19 protein-coding genes and 2 pseudogenes are annotated in these 21,158 nt (G+C 70.7%); 8 read left to right on the top strand and 13 right to left on the bottom strand.

The features are described 5' to 3' along the window. Window positions 1-38 precede the first annotated feature (38 nt). Genes IPI43_22445 through IPI43_22435 form a run of 3 tightly spaced genes read left to right on the top strand, consistent with a single transcriptional unit; the run spans window position 39 to window position 2,699 of the window. Window positions 39-1,091, top strand: a complete 1,053-nt coding sequence (locus tag IPI43_22445) for an acyl-CoA dehydrogenase family protein (GenBank protein ID MBK7776855.1) — start codon at window positions 39-41, stop codon at window positions 1,089-1,091. Window positions 1,092-1,098: 7 nt separating this feature from the next. Next, window positions 1,099-2,241 carry an acyl-CoA dehydrogenase family protein gene (locus IPI43_22440; protein MBK7776854.1) on the top strand — a complete coding sequence of 381 codons (1,143 nt, stop codon included), beginning with the start codon at window positions 1,099-1,101 and terminating at the stop codon, window positions 2,239-2,241. Between the two features lie 38 nt (window positions 2,242-2,279). Further along, window positions 2,280-2,699, top strand: coding sequence for an SRPBCC family protein (locus tag IPI43_22435; protein ID MBK7776853.1), 420 nt, complete (start codon window positions 2,280-2,282; stop codon window positions 2,697-2,699). 10 nt (window positions 2,700-2,709) lie between these two features. Here IPI43_22435 and IPI43_22430 read toward each other — a convergent pair whose 3' ends face one another. Both IPI43_22430 and IPI43_22425 read right to left on the bottom strand, forming a co-directional pair. Beyond that, window positions 2,710-3,540 (bottom strand): transglutaminase family protein, encoded by an 831-nt coding sequence (locus IPI43_22430; protein MBK7776852.1) that lies wholly within the window; start codon window positions 3,538-3,540, stop codon window positions 2,710-2,712. A gap of 91 nt (window positions 3,541-3,631) precedes the next feature. Next, entirely contained in the window at window positions 3,632-4,420 is a 789-nt protein-coding gene (locus IPI43_22425) for an N-formylglutamate amidohydrolase (protein MBK7776851.1), read from the bottom strand. Between the two features lie 55 nt (window positions 4,421-4,475). On the opposite strand from IPI43_22425, the gene IPI43_22420 reads away from it, so the two are divergent. Then, window positions 4,476-5,399: an SMI1/KNR4 family protein gene (locus IPI43_22420; protein MBK7776850.1), complete on the top strand. Its 924-nt coding sequence runs from the start codon at window positions 4,476-4,478 to the stop codon at window positions 5,397-5,399. 10 nt (window positions 5,400-5,409) lie between these two features. Here IPI43_22420 and IPI43_22415 read toward each other — a convergent pair whose 3' ends face one another. The 8 genes and pseudogenes from IPI43_22415 to IPI43_22380 all read right to left on the bottom strand — a co-directional run bounded on the left by IPI43_22415 (window position 5,410) and on the right by IPI43_22380 (window position 14,648). Further along, window positions 5,410-6,624, bottom strand: a complete 1,215-nt coding sequence (locus IPI43_22415; GenBank protein MBK7776849.1) for an AI-2E family transporter — start codon at window positions 6,622-6,624, stop codon at window positions 5,410-5,412. 55 nt (window positions 6,625-6,679) lie between these two features. Then, window positions 6,680-7,494 (bottom strand): annotated as a pseudogene (locus tag IPI43_22410) (metal ABC transporter permease). A 276-nt stretch (window positions 7,495-7,770) separates the two neighbouring features. After that, window positions 7,771-8,325: pseudogene (locus IPI43_22405) on the bottom strand (metal ABC transporter ATP-binding protein). Next, complete coding sequence (locus IPI43_22400; protein ID MBK7776848.1) at window positions 8,322-9,431, bottom strand: zinc ABC transporter substrate-binding protein; 1,110 nt, start codon at window positions 9,429-9,431, stop codon at window positions 8,322-8,324. Before IPI43_22400 ends, IPI43_22405 begins: the two are co-directional and overlap by 4 nt. Window positions 9,432-9,504: 73 nt before the next feature. Beyond that, window positions 9,505-10,737 carry an AAA family ATPase gene (locus IPI43_22395; GenBank protein MBK7776847.1) on the bottom strand — a complete coding sequence of 411 codons (1,233 nt, stop codon included), beginning with the start codon at window positions 10,735-10,737 and terminating at the stop codon, window positions 9,505-9,507. Further along, window positions 10,734-11,711, bottom strand: coding sequence for a hypothetical protein (locus IPI43_22390; GenBank protein ID MBK7776846.1), 978 nt, complete (start codon window positions 11,709-11,711; stop codon window positions 10,734-10,736). Before IPI43_22390 ends, IPI43_22395 begins: the two co-directional genes overlap by 4 nt. 561 nt (window positions 11,712-12,272) lie before the next feature. Further along, a complete protein-coding gene (locus IPI43_22385; protein ID MBK7776845.1) occupies window positions 12,273-14,387 on the bottom strand; it encodes a molybdopterin-dependent oxidoreductase in 2,115 nt (704 codons plus the stop codon). 9 nt (window positions 14,388-14,396) lie between these two features. Continuing rightward, window positions 14,397-14,648 (bottom strand): DUF2132 domain-containing protein, encoded by a 252-nt coding sequence (locus IPI43_22380; protein ID MBK7776844.1) that lies wholly within the window; start codon window positions 14,646-14,648, stop codon window positions 14,397-14,399. A 123-nt stretch (window positions 14,649-14,771) separates the two neighbouring features. Here IPI43_22380 and IPI43_22375 point away from each other — a divergent pair, with 123 nt between their 5' ends. Further along, the gene (locus tag IPI43_22375; GenBank protein MBK7776843.1) at window positions 14,772-15,749 is read left to right on the top strand and encodes a magnesium transporter CorA family protein; all 978 of its coding nucleotides are present in this window, start codon (window positions 14,772-14,774) and stop codon (window positions 15,747-15,749) included. A gap of 19 nt (window positions 15,750-15,768) precedes the next feature. Here IPI43_22375 and IPI43_22370 read toward each other — a convergent pair whose 3' ends face one another. Continuing rightward, a complete protein-coding gene (locus tag IPI43_22370; GenBank protein ID MBK7776842.1) occupies window positions 15,769-17,133 on the bottom strand; it encodes a serine/threonine protein kinase in 1,365 nt (454 codons plus the stop codon). Between the two features lie 428 nt (window positions 17,134-17,561). On the opposite strand from IPI43_22370, the gene IPI43_22365 reads away from it, so the two are divergent. From IPI43_22365 to IPI43_22355, 3 genes are read left to right on the top strand one after another with little or no spacing between them, the layout of a single operon-like run. Next, a complete protein-coding gene (locus IPI43_22365; protein MBK7776841.1) occupies window positions 17,562-18,107 on the top strand; it encodes a hypothetical protein in 546 nt (181 codons plus the stop codon). Next, a complete protein-coding gene (locus tag IPI43_22360) occupies window positions 18,104-18,934 on the top strand; it encodes a hypothetical protein (protein MBK7776840.1) in 831 nt (276 codons plus the stop codon). The genes IPI43_22365 and IPI43_22360 overlap by 4 nt, the downstream gene beginning before the upstream one ends. Beyond that, window positions 18,931-19,290, top strand: a complete 360-nt coding sequence (locus IPI43_22355) for a winged helix-turn-helix transcriptional regulator (protein MBK7776839.1) — start codon at window positions 18,931-18,933, stop codon at window positions 19,288-19,290. Before IPI43_22360 ends, IPI43_22355 begins: the two co-directional genes overlap by 4 nt. A gap of 207 nt (window positions 19,291-19,497) precedes the next feature. Here the strand turns inward: IPI43_22355 and IPI43_22350 are convergent, their stop codons facing one another. Further along, window positions 19,498-20,154 (bottom strand): peroxiredoxin, encoded by a 657-nt coding sequence (locus IPI43_22350; protein ID MBK7776838.1) that lies wholly within the window; start codon window positions 20,152-20,154, stop codon window positions 19,498-19,500. Window positions 20,155-20,215: 61 nt separating this feature from the next. Then, window positions 20,216-21,154 carry a LysR family transcriptional regulator gene (locus IPI43_22345; GenBank protein ID MBK7776837.1) on the bottom strand — a complete coding sequence of 313 codons (939 nt, stop codon included), beginning with the start codon at window positions 21,152-21,154 and terminating at the stop codon, window positions 20,216-20,218. Window positions 21,155-21,158 lie beyond the last annotated feature (4 nt).

Genomic DNA, 21,158 nt, shown 5'->3' with positions numbered 1-21,158 from the left:
GCACCGCTAATTCACAACTTGGTGATATCGTCCCCGGCATGACGTCGCACCCCGACCAAGAGGCCGCCCAGCGCGAGTTCCGCGAGTACTGCCGCGCGTGGCTGACCGAGCACCGCCCGCCGCCCGCGCCCGTGCGGCTGCCGCAGCACCCCATCGAGACCATGACGCGCGCGCAGCTGGACTACCTGCAGGCTTGGCAGCGGCGCTGCTACGACGCGGGGCTGGTGGGCGCCGACTACCCGAAGGAGTACGGGGGCCGTGGAAACAAGGGCTTCCAGCGCATCGCCAACGAAGAGATGAACCGCGCGCGCACGCCCTTCCTGATCAACATGGTGGGCCTCGGCATGGCGGCGCCCACCATCTTTCATCACGCGCAGGAGGAGCTGAAGCGCGAGCTGCTGCCGCCGCTGCTCTCGGGCGAGCAGATCTGGTGCCAGGGCTTCAGCGAGCCCGGCAGCGGCTCCGACCTGGCCAGCGTGCAGGCCAGCCTGCGGCCCGACCCGGCGTCACCGGGCGACTACCTGCTGAACGGGCACAAGGTGTGGACCAGCCTCGCGCACTTCGCGCAGTGGATGATCCTGCTGGTGCGCACGTCGTCGGACCACAAGCACAAGGGGCTCAGCTACTTCGTGGTGCCCGTCGAGAACCACCCCGGCGTGACGGTGCGCCCGCTGATCAAGCTCACCGGCGAAACCGGCTTCAACGAGGTGCTGTTCGAGGACACGCCCGTGAAGGACGCGTGGCGCCTGGGCGCCCTGGGCGAAGGCTGGAACGTGGCCATGACCACGCTCCTGCACGAGCGCGGCGCGGGGCCGCTGGTGACACCGCAGGGCGGCGTGGGCAGCGAGGGGCTCGCGCACAACGTGCAGGGCCTGGTGTCGCTCGCGCGCACGCTGCGCCGCAACGGGAAGCCGGCCACGGAGGACCCGCACGTGCGGGCGCGCATCGCGGCGCTGGCCATCCGCGAGCGCGGCATCGTCGAGAACGGCAAGCGCGCGCGGGCCGCAGCGCTGCAAGACCACCCCATGCGCCTCCCGCTGCAGGTGAAGCTGGCCGGCGGGGAGCGCGTCCTCGGGCTTCCCAAGAGCTGACATGGCCATGAGCAACGCCCCCTACGGTTTCAACGACGACTGCGCGCTCTTCCGCGAGAGCGCCCGCAAGTTCCTGGCCTCGCACGCGGGGCTGGACGTGCTGCGGCGCGCTGCCGCCCAAGACCCGGACCCCGCGCGCATGCCCACGGCCTACCCGAGCGAAGAGGGCTGGCAGCAGGCCCAGGAGCTCGGCTGGATCGCGGCCGCCATCCCCGAAGCCGCCGGCGGGCTGCAGCTGCCGCGCGGCGCGCTGGTGGCGCTGGCCGAGCAGCTGGGCAAGCACGCCTTCCCGAGCGCCGCGGAGAGCACGCTGGGCGTCGCGTTCCTGGCGCGGCGGGCGGCCGAGGGCACCGCGCAGGCAGCCCTGTTCGAGCAGCTGCTGGCTGGCGCGCGCGCGACCCTCGCGGTGTGCAACGCCGACGGCGACTGGCAGCACACGCCCAGCGTGGTGGGAGCGAGCAGCCCCGGCGGCGGACTCACCCTCACGGGCAGCGCGCACTTCGTGCAGGACGCTGGCCGCGCCGAGCTGTTCGTGGTGCGCGTGGCCGGCCCCGCAGGGTCACTGCTGGCCGTGGTGCCGCGTGGCAGCGCCGGCCTCAGCGTGCAGCGCGACGGCATCGTGGACCTCACGCGCGAGCAGGGCACGCTGCACTTCGAGGCGGTGCTCGTGCCGACCGACGCCGTGCTCCCGGGTGGCGACGCGCTGCTAGCCGAGAGCCTGCCGGACACGTGGCTGCTGCTGGCCGCCGACATGGTGGGGGCCAGCGAGTGGCTGCTGCAGACCACGGTGGAGTACGCCAAGGTGCGCACGCAGTTCGACCGCGCCATCGGCGGCTATCAAGCGGTGAAGCACCCGCTGGTGAACGCCATGATGGCCATCGACCGGGCCAAGTCGCTGGTGTACGCGGCGGCCCACGCGCTCGACGAGGGCGCGCCCGACGCGCTGCTGCTGGCCCACATGGCCAAGGCGCAGGCGGCCGAAGCAGCGGCGTTCACCAGCAACCGCGCGGTGCAGCTGCACGGCGGCATCGGCTTCACCTGGGAGTCCGACGTGCACTTCTTCTTCAAGCGCAACAAGCACAGCGAGCTGCTCTTCGGCGACGCGGGCTACCACCAGGCCAAGGTGGCGGACCTCGTCATCGGGGCGTGAGCCCGTTGCTCTGCCCAACGCAGTGATACCTGCGCGCCATGGCACACAAGATCGACCTCCACTTCGACTTCCCCTTCCCCGTCGCGCGCGCGTTCGCTGACATCTCGGACCACGAGAACCTGGGGCGCATCCTCGGCGCGCCCATGCGTCTGCTCAAGCACGGCACGGTGGGAGGCAAGAACGGCCTCGGCGCCGTGCGCGGCGTGGGCCCGGGGCTGCTGGGGCTCGAGGAGACCATCGTCACCTTCGAGCAGGACCGCCTGATCGAGTACAAGGTCACGAAGGGCCCCGGCATCAAGAACCACCTGGGGCGCTTGGTGTTCACGGAGACGCCGAGCGGCTCGCACCTGCACTACCTGATCACCTTCGACCCCTCCATCCCGGGAACGGGCGGCCTGCTGCAGAAGGTGCTGAGCACCTCCATCGGCAAGGGCCTCCGCAAGTACGCCAAGAGCTGAGCACGCCGCGTCAGCCGCGCGGCGTCAGCGTGGAGTCGTTGGTCTCCGCACACCAGACCACGAACGACTCGAGCGTGTTCACACCGAACGTGTTGCTGATGGCGGCGTCCGAAGCGTCGCGCCCGCGGGCCACCAGCACGCGGCCGATGCGCGGCGTGTTGTGGCGCGCGTCGAAGGTGTACCAGCGCCCGTCCAGGTAGGCCTCGAACCAGGCCGAGAAGTCCATGGGCGCGTCGCTGTAGGGGACCCCGATGTCGCCCAGGTAGCCCGTGCAGTAGCGCGCCGGGATGTTCATGCAGCGGCACAGCGCGACGGCCGAGTGCGCGTAGTCACGGCACACCCCGCGCCCCTCTTCGAGCGCCTGCGCCGCGCCCTTGGTGGCGTTGGCGTACTGGTAGCCGAAGGTGATGCGCTGGTGCACGTAGTCGCAGATGGCCTGCACGCGGCCCCAGCCGAGCGGGGTGTTCCCGAACAGGCTCCAGGCCTGCTCCATCAGCTTGTCGGTCTCGCAGTAGCGGCTGCCCAGCAGGTACACCAGCGTCTCGTCCGGCAGCTGTGGGACGGGCACCTGCTGCGCCCCGGGGGCGATGTCGTCGGTGTTCCCCGTGTCGCGCACCACCGCGTCGGAGAACAGCGTCATGGTGCCCGCCGGCGCCACGAAGCGCGTGCAGATGTTGCCGAAGCCATCGTGGTACTGGTGCAGCGGCACGCCCGGCGTGAGCAAGAGCTCCTGCGCGATGGCGATGTCCGCGCGACGCGAGTCGTGCAGGTTGAGCGTCACCAACATGGGCGTGGGCTGCGGGAAGCGATAGCGGATCTCGAACCCGAGGCGAATCAACATGAAGGAACTCCGTGGGGGAAGCGGTTGAGTCTCGTATAGGCGGCTGCCTCGACGAGGGGAAGGCAAGGTCGGACGAAGTTACACGCCCGAATCACCCCGGCAGCGCGGCGGGCACAGACTCCCGGAGCAAACGCGCGAGGCGCTCCGCCCAGACGTCCTGGCCCTCGCCGTGGAGGATGAGGTCTTGCCGCACCTCGAGCTCCACGTGCAAGAGCCCACGGCGCTCGCCGTAGACCGGGATGGCGTAGTCCGTGGCGTCGCTCACCGAGTAGGGCTCGTTGTCGCCCACCACCAAGCCGGTCTCGCCCATGAGCGCGTCGCGCACGGCGTGCGCCAGGCGCGCGTCGCGCTGGTAGAGCACCCCCACGTGCCATGGGCGGATGTGCCCCTTGAACACGGGGGTGAAGCTGTGCAGCGCGATCAGGATCGGGTCTCGTCCATCTCGCCGGTCCAGCTCCTGCGTGATGCGCTGGTGGTAGGGCGTGAAGATCTCGGCGGCGCGCGCCTGGGCTGCCTGGTCCGTGAGCCCCTGGTTGGCGGGCACCCGCGTTCCGTCGCTCACGGTGGCGATGGAGTCCGGCGCCGTGAGCGGCCGGTTGCAGTCGATCACCAGGCGCGAGTACGTCTGCAGGATGGCGATGGCGTCCAGCCGCGCGGACAGCGCCTCGGCCAGGCCGGCCACGCCGATGTCCCAGCCGATGTGCCGGTCCAGCTCCTCCTGAGGGAGCCCCAACCTGGCCAGCGCGTGTGGGACGGCCTGCCCCGCGTGGTCTCCCAGCAGCACGAAGCGCGACGTGCCCTCCGGCCGAAGGACACGAAACGGCGGTGGGTCGCTCGGCCCCAGCAACGCTGTGGGTGGTGTCGATTGCGGATCGTTCATCAGGGCCATCAAGCGCCTTCCGGCGAGTCATCGCAAGCCTGTATCGTGCGGCGCCATGACCGACACCTCCGTGCTGAGCGACCTCTACCGCCGCGTCCGCACGCTGGGCAACCGCGACCCCGACTCCAAGATCTTCGGCGCGAGCATGCACCAGTGGACGGTCTTCCAGCTGAGCCCCGAGGAGCAGGCCGAGGCCGAGGCGCGACACGGGCTCACGCTCCCGGACGACTACCGCTGGTGGATCAGCGAGGCCTCCGGCGCGGGCATCGGCCCTTTCTATGGGCTCTTGCACCCGCTCGACAGCCAGCCCTGCGCGGACGATCTCGCGGGCGCCATCCCGCTCAGTGACCACGGCTGCGGCTACTTCGACTTCCTGCTCACGCGCGGCGAGCACGCGGGGCGCGTGTGGGTGGACTTCCGGGAGGGCGGCGGCCCGCTCACCGAGTGGTACCCCAGCTTCGCGGCCTGGCTGGACGCCTGGTTGCTGCGCTCGTTCGCCGAGTGGGGCATCGAGTACCTGGGCACCTGGAAGGTGACCGAAGCCGACGAGCCCTTCTTGGTGGAGGTGGCCGCCGCGCTCGCTCGCATCGACGCGGGCACCGATGACCCCATGCTGGCGCAGTACCCGCTGCCGCACGACAAGCTGCGCATCGCGCGGGGCCGCCTGGCGCTGCACGGCGGTCGCGCCAGCGAGGCCGAGGCCATGTTCGACGCCGCCGCAGAGGTCTCGAAGGAGCCCGACGCCATGCGAGCGCTCGGCCGCTGCGAGATCGCCAGAGCAAGAGGAGACCACGCTGCGTGGCTGGCCGCCGCCGACGCGGGCCTCACGGCGAGCGCGCTCTGGTGGATCAGCGAGAAGCAGCTGCTCGCGCACCGCTACCACGCGCTCGAGGCGCTGGGCCGCACGGAGGACGCCGCCGTCGCCCGGGCCGCCGTGGCCAAGCACGACCCGAACGACGCCGCGTACCAGGACGCGTAGCGCGGCGCGCTCAGGCAGAGGTCTCCTCCCCCCGTGGGCTGATGATGGACTTGCCGATTTCGGGCTCCGGCTCGGGCTCCGGCTTCGGTTCCGGCTCGTGCTCGGGCATCAGCCGGGCCACTGGGTCTTCTTCATCGTTGCCGCCCGGCGAGTAGTCGCGCTGGTACATGCGCAGGAGCGCCAAGAACATGGCCACCACCAGCGGGCCCAGCAGCAGGCCGATGGGGCCGAAGGCCGCGAGCCCACCGAGCAGGGCGAAGAAGACCACGCCCGCGTGGATCTCGACGCCGCGCTTGATGAGGATGGGCTTGATGAGGTTGTCCACCAGCCCCACCACGAAGACGCTCCAGATGGCGAGGAACAGCGCCATGTAGGGGTGCCCGGTGACCAACAGGAACAGCGCGGCCACCATGGACACGGTGGCGGCGCCGATGGCCGGGATGAACGCCGCCACGAAGGCGAGCGACACGAAGAAGATGGGGCTGGGCACGCGCGCGATCAGGAAGCCGATCAGCGCGGCGAGCGCCTGCACCGTGGAGGTGGCGAGCGACGAGACGATGACCGCGACCGACACCTGCTTGAAGCTGACGAGCAGCTCACGGGTCTGTCCGCGGCCGAGCGGCGAGATGCTGTCGAGCCAATGCACCAGCTCCTCGCCGTGGGTGAGGAAGAAGTAGAGCGCCACCAGCATGAGGCCCGTGTGGAACAAGAACGAGCCCGTCCCGACCACCGCGGCGCCCACCACCCTGGCCGTCTGATTGCCGCTCGTGCCGAGCGTGGCCATCAGCTCGTCGGTGGTGGCGGGGAGCTGCTCGAGGCCGAGCTGGACCAGGTCTCGCGCGCTGTCGGGCAAGCTCGCGACCATGGCGGCCACCCCTTCGCCGTGCAGCGTCTGCAGCACGAACCGGAGCCCATCCGAGCCGTCGCGAATGACCAGCGCCGCCAGGCCCCAGAGAGGCCCGATCAAGAGCAGCACCAGCACCAGCAGGATGAGGCCGGCGACCAGGCCGTGGCGCTTGGTGTGGAGCCGGCGCACCAGCCAGGCCTGCAGCGGCCAGAGCGCCGTGGCCAGCACGGCCGCCAGCACCAGCTCGCTCGCCATGGGCCGCAGCACCATGCCCAGCAGGACCGTGAACGTGACCATCAGCAGCAAGAAAAAGCGCGGCGGCGGCACCTCCGAGGACATGCGTAGTTCGCGCGCGCGCGCGGCGAGGGACTTGGCCATGACGCGCAGGTTTGCACGGAACGTGCCGAGCGGGTTACCGGACGGCCCCGAGAGCTCACCGGCCGCGGCGAATGCCCATGGCCAGCGCGAAACAGAGCCCCAGCAGCAGGATGATGGTGGCGCCGCTGGCCACGTTCAGGTGGTAGCTGGCGAGGAGGCCCGCCCCGGCGCCGAAACCCCCAGGGTGACGGCCAGCAGGGTCATGCGGCCGATGCTCCTCGCGAGCAGGCCGGCCGAGGCCGCGGGAATCACAATGAAGGAGCTGACGAGCACGATTCCAACCGTCTTGACCGACACCACGATGACCACCGCGGTGAGCGCCAGCAGCATGTAGTCGAGCGCCGCGACGGGGACCCCCGAGAGGCGCGCCAGCGCGGGGTCGAAGGTGGCGTAGGCCAGGCGGCTCCAGGTGGCCGCCAGCAGCAGCCCCGCCACCACGGCGACCCCCGCCACCATGTAGAGGTCCGTGTGGCCTATGGCCAGGATGCTGCCGAAGAGCACGCTCTCCACGTTGACCATGGGCGCGTCCACCGGGCGCAGGCCCAGGAACAGCACGCCCAGCGCGAACGACACGGCGAAGAACACTCCGGTGGCCACGTCGCCGCCCAGCTTGCCGGTGCGCAGCACGTAGGCGATGCCCAGCGACACCAGCACCGTGAACGGCAGCGCCACCCACACGGCCTCCTGCACACCCAGCTCGAGCCACAGCCCGAGGGCGATGCCTCCGAAGGTGGCGTGCGCCAGCCCGTCACCGATGAACGAGAGGCCGCGCTTGACCACGAACACGCCGATGCAGGCGCACAGCCCGCCCACCAGCATGCCGGCGATGAAGGCGCGCTGCATGAAGCCCTGCGCCAGCGGCTCGAGCAGCCAGTTCATGCGCCCTCCTTGGCCGGCGTCATGGGGCTCCGGATCCCAGCGCGTGCTGCGCACCCCCGGGTCGCTGATGGCGGCGAGGTCCGTGCGGCCCAGCAGCTCGTCGGGCAGCCCCCAGGCCACCACGCGGTGGTCCAGGTAGAGCACGCGCTCCGCGGTGCGGGCGATCTCGCTCATGTGGTGCGTGACCAGGATGGCGGCCAGCGTCTCGCTCTTGCTGATCTCGAAGAGCACCTCCACGAACTCCTCGCGGCCGCGCACGTCCACGCCCGCGGTGGGCTCGTCCAGGATGAGCAGCGTGGGGTTGGTGACCAGCGCGCGCGCCAGGAACACCCGCTGCATCTGGCCGCCCGACAAGCCCGAGATCTCCTTGCCCCAGAGGTGCTGCCCACCCACGCGGGCGAGCGCCGCGTCGGCCGCGGCGCGCTCGTTCTCACGGATGCGATAGGGCCAGCGGCCCCGGTAGTTGGCCACGATCAGGTCCTCCACGCGGGCCGGGAAGTCGCGGTGGAAGGCCTTGTGCTGAGGCACGTAGCCCACGTCGTGGCTGGTGGCCCGCTTGGTCACGTGCTCGGGCAGCCCGATGCGCACCTCGCCCGCGTCGGGGCGCTCGAGGCCCAAGATGACCTTGAGCAGCGTGCTCTTGCCGGCGCCGTTGGGCCCGCACAGGCACAGGAACTCGCCCTCCGGGATCCAGAACGACACGTCGTCCAGCACCTGCAGCTCGCCGTAGCGCTTCGACACGTGCTCCACCTCGAACACGCAGCGCTGCTGCGTGCGGTCGGGCTGGGTGAAGCTGCTGAGGGAGAGGCGCGAGAGGCTCATCGCAGGGCTCGGGCGAGGACCGACCCATTGTGCAGCAGCAGCGTCTCGTAGGTCTCTACCCCGGTGGTGCCTCCCACCGGGTCCAGCTCGAAGAGCGGCAGCCGGGCGTCGTGCGCGATGACCTGCGCCGGCCGTGGGTCCAGCTGCGGCTCGCTGAAGAGCGCGGCAGGGTGCGTCTCGGCGATGACCGCCAGCACCTCGGTCAGATAGCGCGCCGTGGGCTCACGCCCGGGCGAGGGCTCCACCACCGCGGCGATGCGCAGATCGTAGCGCTCGGCGAAGTACCCGAACGAGCCGTGGAACGTGATGATGGTGTTGCGCGTGAACGTGGCGCGCTCCGTGCGCAGGCGCTCGTCCAGGGCCCGCAGCGCGCGCTTCACGTCTTCGCCGCGCGACCGGAACCCCTCGGCGCCGGCGGGCTCGAGGCGCGTGAAGGCCGTCACCAGCAGGTCCACGGCGTCGATCATGCGCACCGGATCCAGCCAGAAGTGCGGGTCCAACCCGCCGTGCTGGTGCTCGTGGTGCTCCTCGTGAGCCTCGGCGGTGGCGGGGCCCTCGTCGTCGTGGTGGTCCGCGTCCTCGTGGGCTTCGCCGTCGTGCCCTTCGCCCTCGTGGCCCTCGTCGTGGTGCGCCGCCCCGCCGTCCGCCTCCTCGTGGTGGTCGCCGTCGGCGTCGTGGTCGTCGTGCACCTCGTTGATGCCCACCTCACGGGCGCTCATGTGGCGGGGCCGCAGCTGCGGGGCCAGCTCCAGCACCTCCACCTCGGTGTCCGAGGCGTTGCGCACCACCTGGGTCAGCCAGGTGTCCATCTGCAGGCCCACCCCCACCGCTAGGCGCGTGCCGGACAGGCGGGCGATCTCGCGTGGCGTGGGCCGGTAGGAGTGCTCCGAGCGCCCCACGGGCAGCACCAGCACCACCTCCAGCTGGTCACCCGCCACGCGGCGGGCGATGTCGTAGAGCGGGAAGATGGAGACCGCCACCTTGGGGCGCGTGGACTCCGTGGCGGTGCTCCCGCATGCGGGCAGCACGCTGGGGACCAGGCCGAGGGTCAGGACCAGCAGGGCTAGCCGTGACCAGGGACAATTGCGGACGCGTGCAGGGCGCATCGACGGATTGGACACCATGGCGCGCGCGAGGGGAAGCGTCCGTGAACGGTAAGGCAACACACCCTAGCGCTGCTCAGAGGCCAGCCGACAGCGGGCGGGGGTGGGCCAGCAGCTCGCCGAGGTCGGCCACGTCGTGGATCTCGCGCGTGGCGCGCGGCAGCATCAGCGCGGCGGTGCCCTTCGGTGCCGTGGCGTGGAACGCCCGCATGCGCGCGAGGTCGGCCAGGTTGTCGGCGTGGGCGGCGCGGCGCACCTCGCCCAGGCGGGCCGCCAGCTGGTCCAGCACGGGCCCCAGGTCCGTGGGCGGCAGCGCGCGGGCGGGCGCGAGCGGCTGCTGGTCGAACGCGGGCCCGGTGGCGCCCCCGAGCCCGGCGTCAGCGCCCGGCTCGGTGGTGAACGCGCGGTTGAAGAGCAGCAGCGCCAGCGGCACGCGGCGCTCCATGAGCCCCTCGAGCAGGTTGCCCGCGTCGGCGAGGCCGCTGGGCATGGGCGCCGCCGTGAGCACGAACGCCGTGCTCGGGCTGGTGAGCAGCGCGGCCGTGCGCGCGGCGCGGTCGCGGAAGCCCTGCCGCAGGTGCGCCAGCACGGAGAAGAACGACACCAGCTCGGCCACCACCTCGGCGCCCACCAGCACGCCCAGCAGCTTGAGCGCGGCGCGCCCGCCGAGGCCGCGGGCTCCGCCTTCGTCGGCGTCTTCGGCGGCATCCGTGGGCATGGCCGCACCTTCGCTGCCGGTCCCGCGCAAGAACCACTGCACCACGCGCTCGTCCAGGAAGCGCACCAGCCGCTCGGGCGCGTCCAGGATGTCGAGTGCGCTGCGCGTGGGCGGCGTGTCCAGCACGATCAGGTCCCAGCGCCCCTCCTCCACCACGTGCAGCAGCCGCTCCATCGCCACGTAGGCGTGCGAGCGCGCCATGGTGCGCGAGAAGGCCTGATACGCGCGGTTGCCGAAGATGCGCTCGCGCGACGCCGCGTCGGTGATGCGCGTGAGCAGCGCGTCGTAGCTGGCCTTGGTGTCCAGCATGGCCGCGTCCAGCGGCGCGGGGGCCACGCCTGGCGTGAGCGGCGGCAGCGCGTCCACCCCGGGCACGCGGCGCACCTCGTCGTCGAGCCCATCGAGGCCCAGCGCGTCGGCCAGCCGCTTCGCCGGGTCGATGGTCAGCACCAGGGCGCGCCGCCCCATGCGCGCGGCCCGCAGCGCCATGGCGGCCGAGCTGGTGGTCTTGCCCACGCCGCCGGGGCCCACGCAGATGATCAGCCGGCGCGTGCGCAGCAGCTCGTCCAGCGCGGCAGACTCCGTGCTCATCGCGAGGCCTCCAGGAGCGCCGCGCCCAAGCGCTGGAGCTCCGTGAGGCCCAGGGCCCCCGTCACGCGCGGCAAGCGCTTGGTCACCAGCGGGACACGCTCACGCAGCCACGCCTCCGTGCGCCCCGCGTCGGCCGCGGCCCGCTGCACGCGCTGCGCAAGGGCGATGTCTTTCTGGGCTTCGGGCGCCCGCTCCGCGAGCTCCGGCAAGCGCGCCACCTCGGCGTCGGTCAGCGGCGCCTGCGGCACACCGTTCACGATCAACGCGCCGAGCGGAACGCGCGCTGGCGAACCGCTCGCCGCGTCCCCGCGCAGCTGCACGTACAGGTCGCGGGTCTCGTGCGCCGGCAGCTCGAGCGGCAGCGTGACCAGGTGCAGCACGGTGGTGCGCTCGTCGCGCAGCAGCTTCGAGAAGCCCGCCAGCAGCGTGTGCAGCGGCCCGCTCTGGGCCAGCCCCTCGAACACGCGCGGCAGCTCGAGGAACATGAGCGCGTGCCCCGTGGCGTCGAGGTCCACCAGGATGGGGCTGAAGCTCCCGCGCGCGCCCGGCGCGGGCTCCGCCAGGCGGCTGAGACGAGCCAGCGTCACCACCTCGTTCACGGCGGGCGCCGCGTGGAAGAAGCGCCGCAGGCTCTGGCTCTGCGTGATGGCGCGCGCCACCCGCCGCACGCGCACCTGCGCCGTGATGTAGTCCTCGAGCGCGTCGTCGAGCGACATGTTCATGGCGAACACACCCGGGACCAGCTCCACCGGCGTGTAGCCCACGGCGGGCCCAGCGCCCTGCCCCAGCAGCTCCGGCACGCTCGCGCGGTGGCCCAGCTCCACGATCAGCGGGCGATGCCCCCGCCGCGCCGCCTCGAGCGCCAACCCCAGCACCAGGCTGGTCTTGCCCACGCCGCCCTTGCCCGTGAACAGCTGCACGCGCCGGTCGAAGGGCGCCGGCAGCGGCTGCGGCGTCGGGGCGCTGGGTGGCATGCGGTGGACATAGCACAGGGGACCGCGATCCCCCGCTGTCGTGAGCGTTGTCGTGAACGTTGTCGGCTAACGACTCATCACAAGTTCGGCCCATGGTCACCGGAGCCGGCCCAAGGACCCTGGCCGACTCTCGCTGGGCCGGAAGCGGCTTGTATCAAGGCACTTGGGCGCCCCGGCTTGAAAGCCGGGGCAGCGGGACCGGGCCCCAAACCCTCCACAGCCAGCCACCTCAAGCTCCTCTAGTCCACCCAAGCTGAGTCCTCCCTCGGAGGGAGGACTTGTCCCCGGAGCGAGGCCCAGGACCCGCTGCCCCGGCTTTTCAAGCCGGGGCGCCAAAAGTGGCTTGAACTAAGGCCCAGAACGGAACCTGCAGAATCCACTCGGCCTCGGACTGCCCCGACGAACTTGTGATGAGTCGATAGACGTTGTCGGCGACGGCGACGGCGACGCCCCTTCGTCGCCGTCGCCGTCGCCGACAACGCCCACGCCCACGCCCACGACCACGTGGAGGAGGGGTCCTGGCACAGCCGCCAAGCCATCCGAAGCGCTGCGAGGGCCCGCCTAGGACGCCGCCGTGACCGCCACCGGCACGCCCGTCATGTGAGCCTGGTTGCTGAGCTTCTCGTAGCTGCCCGGGCCGCTCGGCAGCAGCGCGTTCACGTTCACCCCCGGGTGGCGGCTGGCCACGCGCAGCCCCGGCGTGCGCTCGTTGCCCCAGCCGTGGGTCATGGCCACCACGCCCGCGCGCAGCGTCTCGTCCACCAACACGGTCGCCTCGATGCGGCCCCAGTCGCTGCTCACCGTGACCGCCGCGCCATCGGTGAAGCCCAGGCGCGCGGCGTCCTCCACCGCCATGTGAAGCGGGTTGATCTGGTGCTTCCGCCCCTTGAGCTTTTGGACGTTCTGGTACCAGCTGTTCTGCATGAAGTTGGTGCGCAGGCTGATGAGCTTCAGCTGCTCCGGTGGGCTGCTGCGCAGGTCCTCGAACAGCGCGTGAGCCCGCGCGAGCGCCTCCTCGAACAGCGGCGGGCAACAGTCCACACGCCTGTCCGCAGTCTGGATCCAGTCGCTGTAGAAGCGCCCGTGACTCAGCTTCGGAAGCACCACGGTGTGCTGCGGCGCCGCCTCCAGCTGCTGCACCGACAGGCCGCTCGCGCGCAGCATCTTGTCGAGCCGCGCGAACACGTCGGGCGCTTCACCGGCATCGAACACGGAGCGCAGCCCCAGGGCCTGCTCCAACTTGCCCAGGATCCACCACTCCTCCTTGCGCTCGGACGCGGCCGGAACCACCGCGTCGGTGTACTGCACGAACGGCTGGTGCTGCATGCCCAGCCCGCAGATGTTGAGGTCCCGGCGCTCCAGCATGTCCGTGCACGGCAGCAGGTAGTCCGCGTACTCGCCGGTGGCGGACCGGAACATGTCGAGCACGATCACCAGCTCCAGCTTCTCGAAGGCCCGGCGCAGGCGCTCGCCACCGCCCATGGACAAGATGGGGTTGCCGGCGATCACCACCAACGCGCGGATGGGGGTCTCGCCGCCTTCGATCATGTCGGCCAGCAGGTTGCCCGGCAGCATGCCGCGCACGTGGCGCAGCTCGCCGTGCTCCGTGGGGAAGAACACGCTCGCGAGGTCCAGCTTGCCAGCCTTCGCCGCAGGGTAGAAGCCCAGCGAGTACAGGTTTCCCCCCGGGCGGTCGAGGTTGCCCGTCACGAAGCTGAGCATGTGCAGCAGCCAGTAACAGAGCGTGCCCTGGCGCCCCATGTTCACGCCCGTGCTCATGTGCACACAGGCAGACTCGGCGCTCGCGAACTCGTGCGCGATGCCGCGAATGGTGGCCGCAGGGACACCCACCACGCTGGCCACATGCTCCGCGCTGTACGGAGCGATGAACGCCCGCAGGCCCGCGACGTGGCTGCCGTGCTCGGCCAGCACCGCCTCGTCGAACTTCCCGTCGGCGTCCAGCTCGTGCAGCAGCGCGGCCATGAAGTAGAGGTCGGTGTCGGGCTTGACCTGGACCACCTCGCCCACCGTGGCCGACTCGATGCGCCGCGGGTTCACGAAGCGGATGGTGGCGCCGCGCTGCTCGGCCGCGCGCAGCTGGCCCATCGGGTCGGGCGTGGACATGAAGCTCATGTGAGAGACCTTCGGGTTCTCTCCGAAGATGAGCGCGTAGTCCGTGTGCTCGAGGTCCGGCACGGGGTGCAGCGTGCTGGTGCCGAACACGGCCTCGCTGCCGGCAAACTTGTTGGAGCAGTCCTGCGTGCCCGAGCTGAACATGCGCTGGCAGCCCAGCTGCGCGAAGAACGACGTGAGCGCCTGGCTCCCCAGCGCGTTGAAGGCCGTGGGGTTGCCCACGTAGCCCGCGATGGCGGCCGGACCGTGCTGCTGCTGGATGCCGCGCAGGGCCGCAGCGAGCTCGGGCAATACCTCGTCCCAGGACCGCTCACGAAACTCACCCGCCGTGGTGCGCGCGTTCGTGCGGCTGAGCGGCACGTTCAGCCGGTCGGGGTCGTGGTGCACGTCCGTGAACCCGAGCCCTTTGTGACAGGCGAAGCCGCGCGTCACGGGGTGTTCATCGTCGGGCCGCAGGCGGAGCAGCCGCTCGTCCTCGACCTCGGCCAAGAGGCCACACGAGGGCTCACAGACGCGACAGAACGTGGGGACGGTCTTCTTCATGCGCTCACCTCACTCCGTGGGACGCACCCGCGCGCGCTGCTGCTCGCGCAGCATGAACTGGTAGAGGCTCTCCACCTTGGTGCGCGCCCATGGCGTGCGCCGCAGGAATTTCAGGCTGGAGGCCACGCTCGGGTCCTGCTGGAAGCAGCGGATGTCCACCTGCAGGCCAAGCTCGGGCCAGCCGTAGTGCGCCACCAACTCGGTCACCATGCGCTCGAGCGTGACGCCGTGCAGCTTGTTCTTGGGTTGCTCGTCGCTCATGGGGTGGGGTTCTGTCCGGTGAGAGGCTCTCACGCCAGAGGGCCAGGGTCTCTGCTCCTGTTGCGGCAGGTGAACCCAGACCGCCCGGAGCGTCCTGGGCCCCGGCGTGATACGTCATCGGACATGACCCAGCCGCAGACCAGGGTGTACACGCACGGCGTCCTCACGACGCAGAACTGCGCGATCTCCGACATCTCGGAGCACCTCGCCAAGGAGGGCACCATCCTGTGGGTGGACCTGTACGGGCCCACCGCCCAGGAGCTCCACGCGCTCGCGGACGAGCTCGGCCTGCACGAGCTCGCGGTCGAGGACGCCCTCGGCGAGCACCAGCGGCCCAAGGTGGACCACTACGCCACGCACCTCTTCTTCGCCTGCAAGGCCGTCTCGATGGACATCGGCGCGACGAAGCTGGTGGAGCACGAGATCGACGCGTTCATCGGGGACCGCTGGCTCATCACCGTCCGCAAGCACGAGGACCTCTCCATGGCACCGGTCGTGGCGCGCTGGGACCGCTCGCCGGACCTCGCGAAGCATGGGGTCAGCTTCCTCTTGTACGGGCTGCTCGATGTGGTGGTGGACGGCTACTTCGACGCGGTGGAGGTCTTCGACACGTACTACGACGACGTGAGCGAGGGCATCTTCGCGGACACGCCGCTCGACCCGAGCAAGCAGAAGCACTGGTTCGAGATGCGCCAGGCGCTGGTGCGCTTCCATCGCATCACCCTGCCCATGCGCGAGGCCATCAGCGGGCTGATGCGGCGCGAGCACACCGCCGTGGCGGAGCCCATGTACCCGTACTTCCAAGACGTCTACGACCACGTGCTGCGCGTCACCGAGGCCACCGACTCGCTCCGCGATCTGGTCAGCACCATCGTCGAGACGAACCTCAGTCTGCGCGACTACCGGCAGAACCTGATCATGAAGAAGGTGACGAGCTGGGCGGCCATCGTCGCGGTGCCCACGCTCATCACGGGCTACTACGGCATGAACATCCCGTTCCCCGGCTTCGGGGAGCAGTCGGCGGTGATCACGTCGGGCGTCCTGTTGGTCACCTGCTCCGTCGGGCTCTACATCGCCTTCAAACGCAAGGGTTGGCTCTGAGCTGCTGGCGTTCGCCGCTCTAACCACCCAACGCTTCGACTCGCAGCACGTTGGGGTCGCTGCGGCGGCGTGGCCCGGCGACGGTGGGCAGCGCCTCGAACTCTGCGGCCTCGGTCTGACCCACGTGCGACTCCCCCACGGCATGGGCTGCGGCCAGCGCCGTGGCGAAGCGGATGCAGTCCCGATGCCGCGCCATGGGGTCGTCGGAGAGCGCGCGTCGAAGCACGCTGGCCACGCTGGCGGGAAGCTCCGAGAGGGCCTCGTCCGCCCGCGCGATGGCGTCGGGTGACCAGCTGCCCAGCGTGCGGTCCAGGTTGGTCACCACGGGGTTGAACAGCGTGAGGCACTCGAGGGTGACCACCGCCAGCGCGTACACGTCGGCCCGCGCGTCCACGTCCGCGCCCTCGATGCGTTGCTCGGGTGCCATGTAGCCCACCGTGCCGAGCTGTTGCTGGGTGGTGATGCGCGCGTCCGACTGCCGCAGCAGCGCGATGCCGAAGTCGAGCACGCGCCAGGAGGCCTCGCCCTCCACCAGCGTGCGGAAGATGTTCGCCGGCTTGAGATCGCGGTGCACCACGCCGTGGCGGTGCGCGGCGTCGAGGGCGTGCGCGACGTCGTGCACCATCACCAGCACCTCCTCGGGGGTGAGCTCGCCGTAGCGCACCAGGTAGCGCTCGAGGTCCAGGCCGCTCAGCTGCTCCATCGCGATGAACGGGAACTCGTCGTCCTCGCCGCTGACCTCCAGCACCTTCACCAAGAAGGGCGAGGCGATGCTCGACAGGATGCGGCTCTCCTGCTCGAAGCGCGTCAGCGTTCGCCCCTCGAGTGACCCACGCCCGAAGCGCAGCACCTTCACGGCCGCCCGGGTGCCCTCGGTGTCGCGGGCCTCGTAGACCTCTCCCATACCACCACGCCCCAGCAGCGTACCCAGCACGAAGTGTCCCATGCGCACCCCCGTGAAGCGCCCGCGCCCCGCCGAGCGCGCCGCCTCGAGCTCGGTGCGCGCCTCGGCCAGCAGCGCCTCGCCGAGGGCCACGGCGTGTGCAGCTTCGTCGAGGCCGGCTTGCGCCAGCGTGCTCTCGAGGCGCAGCCGTCGACCGTAGACGTGCGCCATCAGGTAGGAGGACGCGATGCCGAGGTGCATCACGATGCGCACGGGCACCGAGGAGGCGTGACCCTGCCAGTCCACGCGATGGATGGGCAGGTTGGTGAGCTCGCACAGCGTGGCGAGCGCCAGGTGAGAGACGGTCACGAAGACCGCCACTCGCGCGGGCCAGCGCGAGGCGTCGTCCATGGCATGCGCCAAGACGCCCACCACGATGAGCGCCGCCACGGCCGAACCGAGCCCGAAGTAAGACTCGAGCAGCATGGCGCCGGTGGCCATGGCCATGGAGCTCCAACCGCGATGGTGACGGAGCCCACGTCGTCCGGGTCCACCACGCGCCACTTGATGGCGGCACCCACCACGCAGATCACCACGCCCACCATGGCCACCCAACGGTCGCCCGGCATGCCAGGGATGGCGAGGGCGGGGAGCGCGGCCAGCGCGACCGCTGCCTCCATCAGCACACTCCAGCGCAACCGCCGCCGTAGGAGCTGACGCTGACGCAGGTCTCGGGCCTCATGAACGAGGCTGATGTGGGACATGGACACAGACCCCCTTTGCGGACTTCACGATACAGCGCCACAATTACCACCAAACGGTGACAGGCGCCAACGTGCGAGGCGAATTCGCGCTAGCGGGTGGCTCCCGCTTGACACGTGCACCTGGATGCACACAATAGCGTGCATCCAGGTGCACACATGCATGAAATGACCGACACACTCCTGATCCTCTCGTCCGCTCTCCTGCTGGTGTTCGCTGCCCTCTCGGCCGTCGATGGCGTCTACATCCACCTGGTCCGCCTCCGGCTGCACGCCCACGCCGCCTCATGGACCGAGCACGTCTGGCACACCGGGCGAGCCGTCCTCTTCGCGCCCATCCTCCTCTCGCTCTTCACCCACGTCACGGGGGGCGCCCTGCTCTGGGCGGGCATCGCCCTGCTCGTGGTGGACCAAGCGCTCGAGCTGCTGGACACCACCAGCGAGAACGAGAGCCGCGCAGCGCTGGGTGGGCTCGGCACCTTCGAGTACGTGCTGCACATCCTGCTGACCACGCTGCGCACCGCCGCCATCGCCGTGGGGCTGGCCGCGAGGCCCGCGGCCGCCTGGTCGCTCAGCGCGCCGAACGTGCTCGGTGAGCTGCCGGGATTCTGGGGCGTGGCCGTGCTGCAGCTCGTGCCGGGTGCCGTGGTGATCGCGTTGCTGCACGTGGGGCTGGCGGTCCGGCACCGTCGCCTGTGCGGGTGCTTCGCGTGACCCCCGTGGTGGGGCTGCTGCTGGTGCTGCTGGCGCTGGTGTCCACGGCGGGTGCGGGGCTCGAGCTGGACCTCGGGCGCCTGCGCTCCGGCACCCCATGGCGGGCCGCGCTGCTGCGCGCGCTGGTGGCCAACCTGCTGGTCGTGCCGGCCTGCACCTTTGCGCTGCTGCGTGTGATCAGCCCGCCGGCCGACGTGGCGCTGGCGCTGTGGCTGGTGGCGCTGGCCCCCGGCGGCGCGAGCGCACCGCTGCTCGCTCGGCTGGCGGGTGGCGAGCCCACGCGTGTGGGGGTCCTCTATGTGGCGCTGTGCGTGTCGGCGCTGCTGGTGCTGCCGCTGATGCTCCCCGTGGTGACCGCCACGCACATCCCCGCCGGGCATCTGCTGGCGGTGACCGTGGGGCTGCAGCTGCTGCCGCTGATGCTGGGGCTCGCCCTGCGGCACCGCGACGAAGCCCGAGCCCTGCGCCATGCCGCCGTGCTGCGGCGGTTCGGCTCGGCGCTGCTGGTGATGGTGGTGCTGCTCCTGCTGGTGACCCGCGGCGCGTTCCTCACCACGCTGAACGCCACCACGCTGCTGGCGTTGCTGGCCATGGTGCTGATCTCGTTGGCCGCGGGCGCCCTGCTCGCCCCCGCGCCGCGGCTGCCGGATGCGTTGCTGGCCTGCGTGCGCAACCTCACGCTGGCGCTGCTGGTGGCCGAGGGCGCTCAGCCGGGAGGCACGGCCACGCTCCTCATCGCCGCCTACGGGCTGGTGATGTACGTTGGCGCAGCGGCCGGCACGCGGTGCTTCGGTGCGCGTCCCCCTCTCCCCGAACAGGTCCCATGACAGCGCGCGAGACAGCAGCCGGAAGCCTGGTACAGGTGCTCGACTCGGAGTTCCTGCGGGCCCTCACGGAGCCAGCGCGCCTGGCGCTCATGAAGGTGCTGCTGCTCGAAGGGCCGCTCGACATCGCGAGCCTGGCCGCGCACGTGCCACAGGACCGCTCGGTGGTGTCGCGCCACCTGAAGGTGCTCGAGCAAGCGGGCATCGTGGCCGTTACGCGCCGCGGCCGGCACCGCATCTACGCCCTCGACGGCGTGGCCTTCATCCGAACGCTGGAAGACGTCCTGACGAAGGCCAAGTCGCTGACCGCCATCTGCTGCCCGCCGCCGGCCACCTCGAGCACACCGCGCGAGGGATGACCGCCACGGCCGCAGGGGATCAGGCCTGATGATTCTACACATCCGCGGAGGGGGCGAATTCGGCTTGCTGCAAGGCTCAATGGGCACCCCGGACTGAAGTGTTTCAACCCGGGGTGCCCATTTGCCTTGTATCAAGGCACTTGAGGCATCTCGAGTGGAACGGCTACAGCCCCCGAGGCTTCACCGAGATGTGTAGGATCATCGGGCTCAGGCCTTCGGGGCCTTGGCGAAGCGCAGGTACGGCAGCTTGATGTCCAGCTCGCCGAACTTGTCGCGCGCGGCGTCGTCGTTGAGCGCCAGGCCCACGATGACGTCCTCGCCCGGCTTCCAGTCGGCCGGCGTGGCGAGCGGCACCCCATCAGTGGCGCGCACCGCGTCCAAGGCGCGCATGATCTCCGCGAAGTTGCGGCCCACCGACATGGGGTACGTCATGGTCAGGCGCACCTTCTTGTCGGGCCCGATGATGAACACCGTGCGCACCGTGGCGCTGTGCGCGGGCGTGCGGCCGTCCGGCAGGTAGGCGTCGGCCGGGAGCATGTCGTACGCCTTCGCCACCGCGAGCGACGTGTCGTCGATGATCGGGAAGTCGGCCGGCGCGCCCGCGAAGGCCTCGATGTCGCGCTTCCACTTCTTGTGGTCTTCCACGCTGTCCACCGAGACGCCCATCACCTTGGTGTTGCGCTTGGCAAACTCGGGGACCAAGCGCGCCACGGCGCCGAACTCGGTGGTGCACACGGGCGTGAAGTCCTTCGGGTGCGAGAACAAGATGGCGTAGCCATCCCCAATCCACTCGTGGAGGGTGACCGTCCCGGCGGTCGACTCGGCGGTGAAGTTGGGAGCGATGTCGTTGATGCGAAGTGCCATGGTTTCCGTCCGTTTCTATGTGGGTGGGGAGTCTAGGCGGCGGGGGGCTGCTTGGGAAGCCTCACGCGGAGGTGAAGAGCGCGCGGATCTCGGCGCGCAGGAAGTCCATGGGGGCGTCGTGCGCGGTGCGCTCGTGCCACAGCAGGCAGACTGTGGTGCTGGGCAGCGCGAGCGGGGGCTTGTGGACGATGAGCGGGAGGCGCCGGTCCAGCAGCGGCAGGATGCGGTCCGGCACGGTGGCCACCAGGTCGGTGCGCGAGACGATGCCGGGCACGGCCAGCGGGGACGAGGTGGAGATGACCACGCGGCGCACGCGGCGGCGCTTGTCGAGCGCGCGCTCCACGTCGGCGTCGGAGGAGCCGGGAGTGGCAATGACCACGTGGCCTGCGGCGAGGTAGCCCGCGAGCGTGAGCCGCTCGGCCAGCTGGGGATGACCACGGCGCACGAGGCACACGCTGCGGTAGGTCAAGAGGGGCTCGCTGTGAATGCCTCGGTGGGCATCGGGCGCGAGGCTCACGGCCGCGTCCAGCCGACCGCTGGCGAGCGCCTCGCCGAGCTCTGCGGGAGGTGTGGCCACCGCCACCAGTCGGATGTCCGGAGCCTTCGCCGCCACCACCGCGGCGAGGTGCGGGAGCATGCCCGCCTGCGTGGCGTCGTCGAGGCCCAGCCGAAACGTGGCGGCGTGGGTGCGCGGGTCGAACGCAGGAAGCGGCCGCAGCGCGCGCTCGGTGCGCTCCAAGATGGCGCGCACCTCGGGCCCGAGCGCGCGGGCGCGCTCCGTGGGCACCATGCCCTTCGGCGTGCGCACCAGCAGCGGGTCCTGCAGCAGCTGGCGCAGCCGCGCGAGGCCGTGGCTGGTGGCCGACTGCGAGAGCCCCATGCGCCGCGCCGCGCGCGTGACGGTGGGCTCGTTCAGGAGCGCGTCCAGCATGACCAGCAGGTTCAGATCCACGCCTTCGAGCCGCATGCCCTCATCATGCACCACATCGATGGGCAACATGGCG

This window comes from Sandaracinaceae bacterium, assembly GCA_016706685.1.
In the GTDB taxonomy this organism is placed as follows: domain Bacteria; phylum Myxococcota_A; class Polyangia; order Polyangiales; family Houyiibacteriaceae; genus JADJJE01.
The sequence above is the reverse complement of the archived record's forward strand: the minus strand, read 5'-3'. Positions and strand labels throughout refer to the sequence as shown.

Coding starts and splice junctions, on each gene's coding strand:
- IPI43_22445 (MBK7776855.1), top strand. CDS start 39: ATGACGTCGCACCCCGACCAAGAGGCCGCCCAGCGCGAGTTCCGCGAG.
- IPI43_22440 (MBK7776854.1), top strand. CDS start 1,099: ATGAGCAACGCCCCCTACGGTTTCAACGACGACTGCGCGCTCTTCCGC.
- IPI43_22435 (MBK7776853.1), top strand. CDS start 2,280: ATGGCACACAAGATCGACCTCCACTTCGACTTCCCCTTCCCCGTCGCG.
- IPI43_22430 (MBK7776852.1), bottom strand. CDS start 3,540: ATGTTGATTCGCCTCGGGTTCGAGATCCGCTATCGCTTCCCGCAGCCC.
- IPI43_22425 (MBK7776851.1), bottom strand. CDS start 4,420: ATGAACGATCCGCAATCGACACCACCCACAGCGTTGCTGGGGCCGAGC.
- IPI43_22420 (MBK7776850.1), top strand. CDS start 4,476: ATGACCGACACCTCCGTGCTGAGCGACCTCTACCGCCGCGTCCGCACG.
- IPI43_22415 (MBK7776849.1), bottom strand. CDS start 6,624: ATGGCCAAGTCCCTCGCCGCGCGCGCGCGCGAACTACGCATGTCCTCG.
- IPI43_22400 (MBK7776848.1), bottom strand. CDS start 9,431: ATGCGCCCTGCACGCGTCCGCAATTGTCCCTGGTCACGGCTAGCCCTG.
- IPI43_22395 (MBK7776847.1), bottom strand. CDS start 10,737: ATGAGCACGGAGTCTGCCGCGCTGGACGAGCTGCTGCGCACGCGCCGG.
- IPI43_22390 (MBK7776846.1), bottom strand. CDS start 11,711: ATGCCACCCAGCGCCCCGACGCCGCAGCCGCTGCCGGCGCCCTTCGAC.
- IPI43_22385 (MBK7776845.1), bottom strand. CDS start 14,387: ATGAAGAAGACCGTCCCCACGTTCTGTCGCGTCTGTGAGCCCTCGTGT.
- IPI43_22380 (MBK7776844.1), bottom strand. CDS start 14,648: ATGAGCGACGAGCAACCCAAGAACAAGCTGCACGGCGTCACGCTCGAG.
- IPI43_22375 (MBK7776843.1), top strand. CDS start 14,772: ATGACCCAGCCGCAGACCAGGGTGTACACGCACGGCGTCCTCACGACG.
- IPI43_22370 (MBK7776842.1), bottom strand. CDS start 17,133: ATGGCCACCGGCGCCATGCTGCTCGAGTCTTACTTCGGGCTCGGTTCG.
- IPI43_22365 (MBK7776841.1), top strand. CDS start 17,562: ATGACCGACACACTCCTGATCCTCTCGTCCGCTCTCCTGCTGGTGTTC.
- IPI43_22355 (MBK7776839.1), top strand. CDS start 18,931: ATGACAGCGCGCGAGACAGCAGCCGGAAGCCTGGTACAGGTGCTCGAC.
- IPI43_22350 (MBK7776838.1), bottom strand. CDS start 20,154: ATGGCACTTCGCATCAACGACATCGCTCCCAACTTCACCGCCGAGTCG.
- IPI43_22345 (MBK7776837.1), bottom strand. CDS start 21,154: ATGTTGCCCATCGATGTGGTGCATGATGAGGGCATGCGGCTCGAAGGC.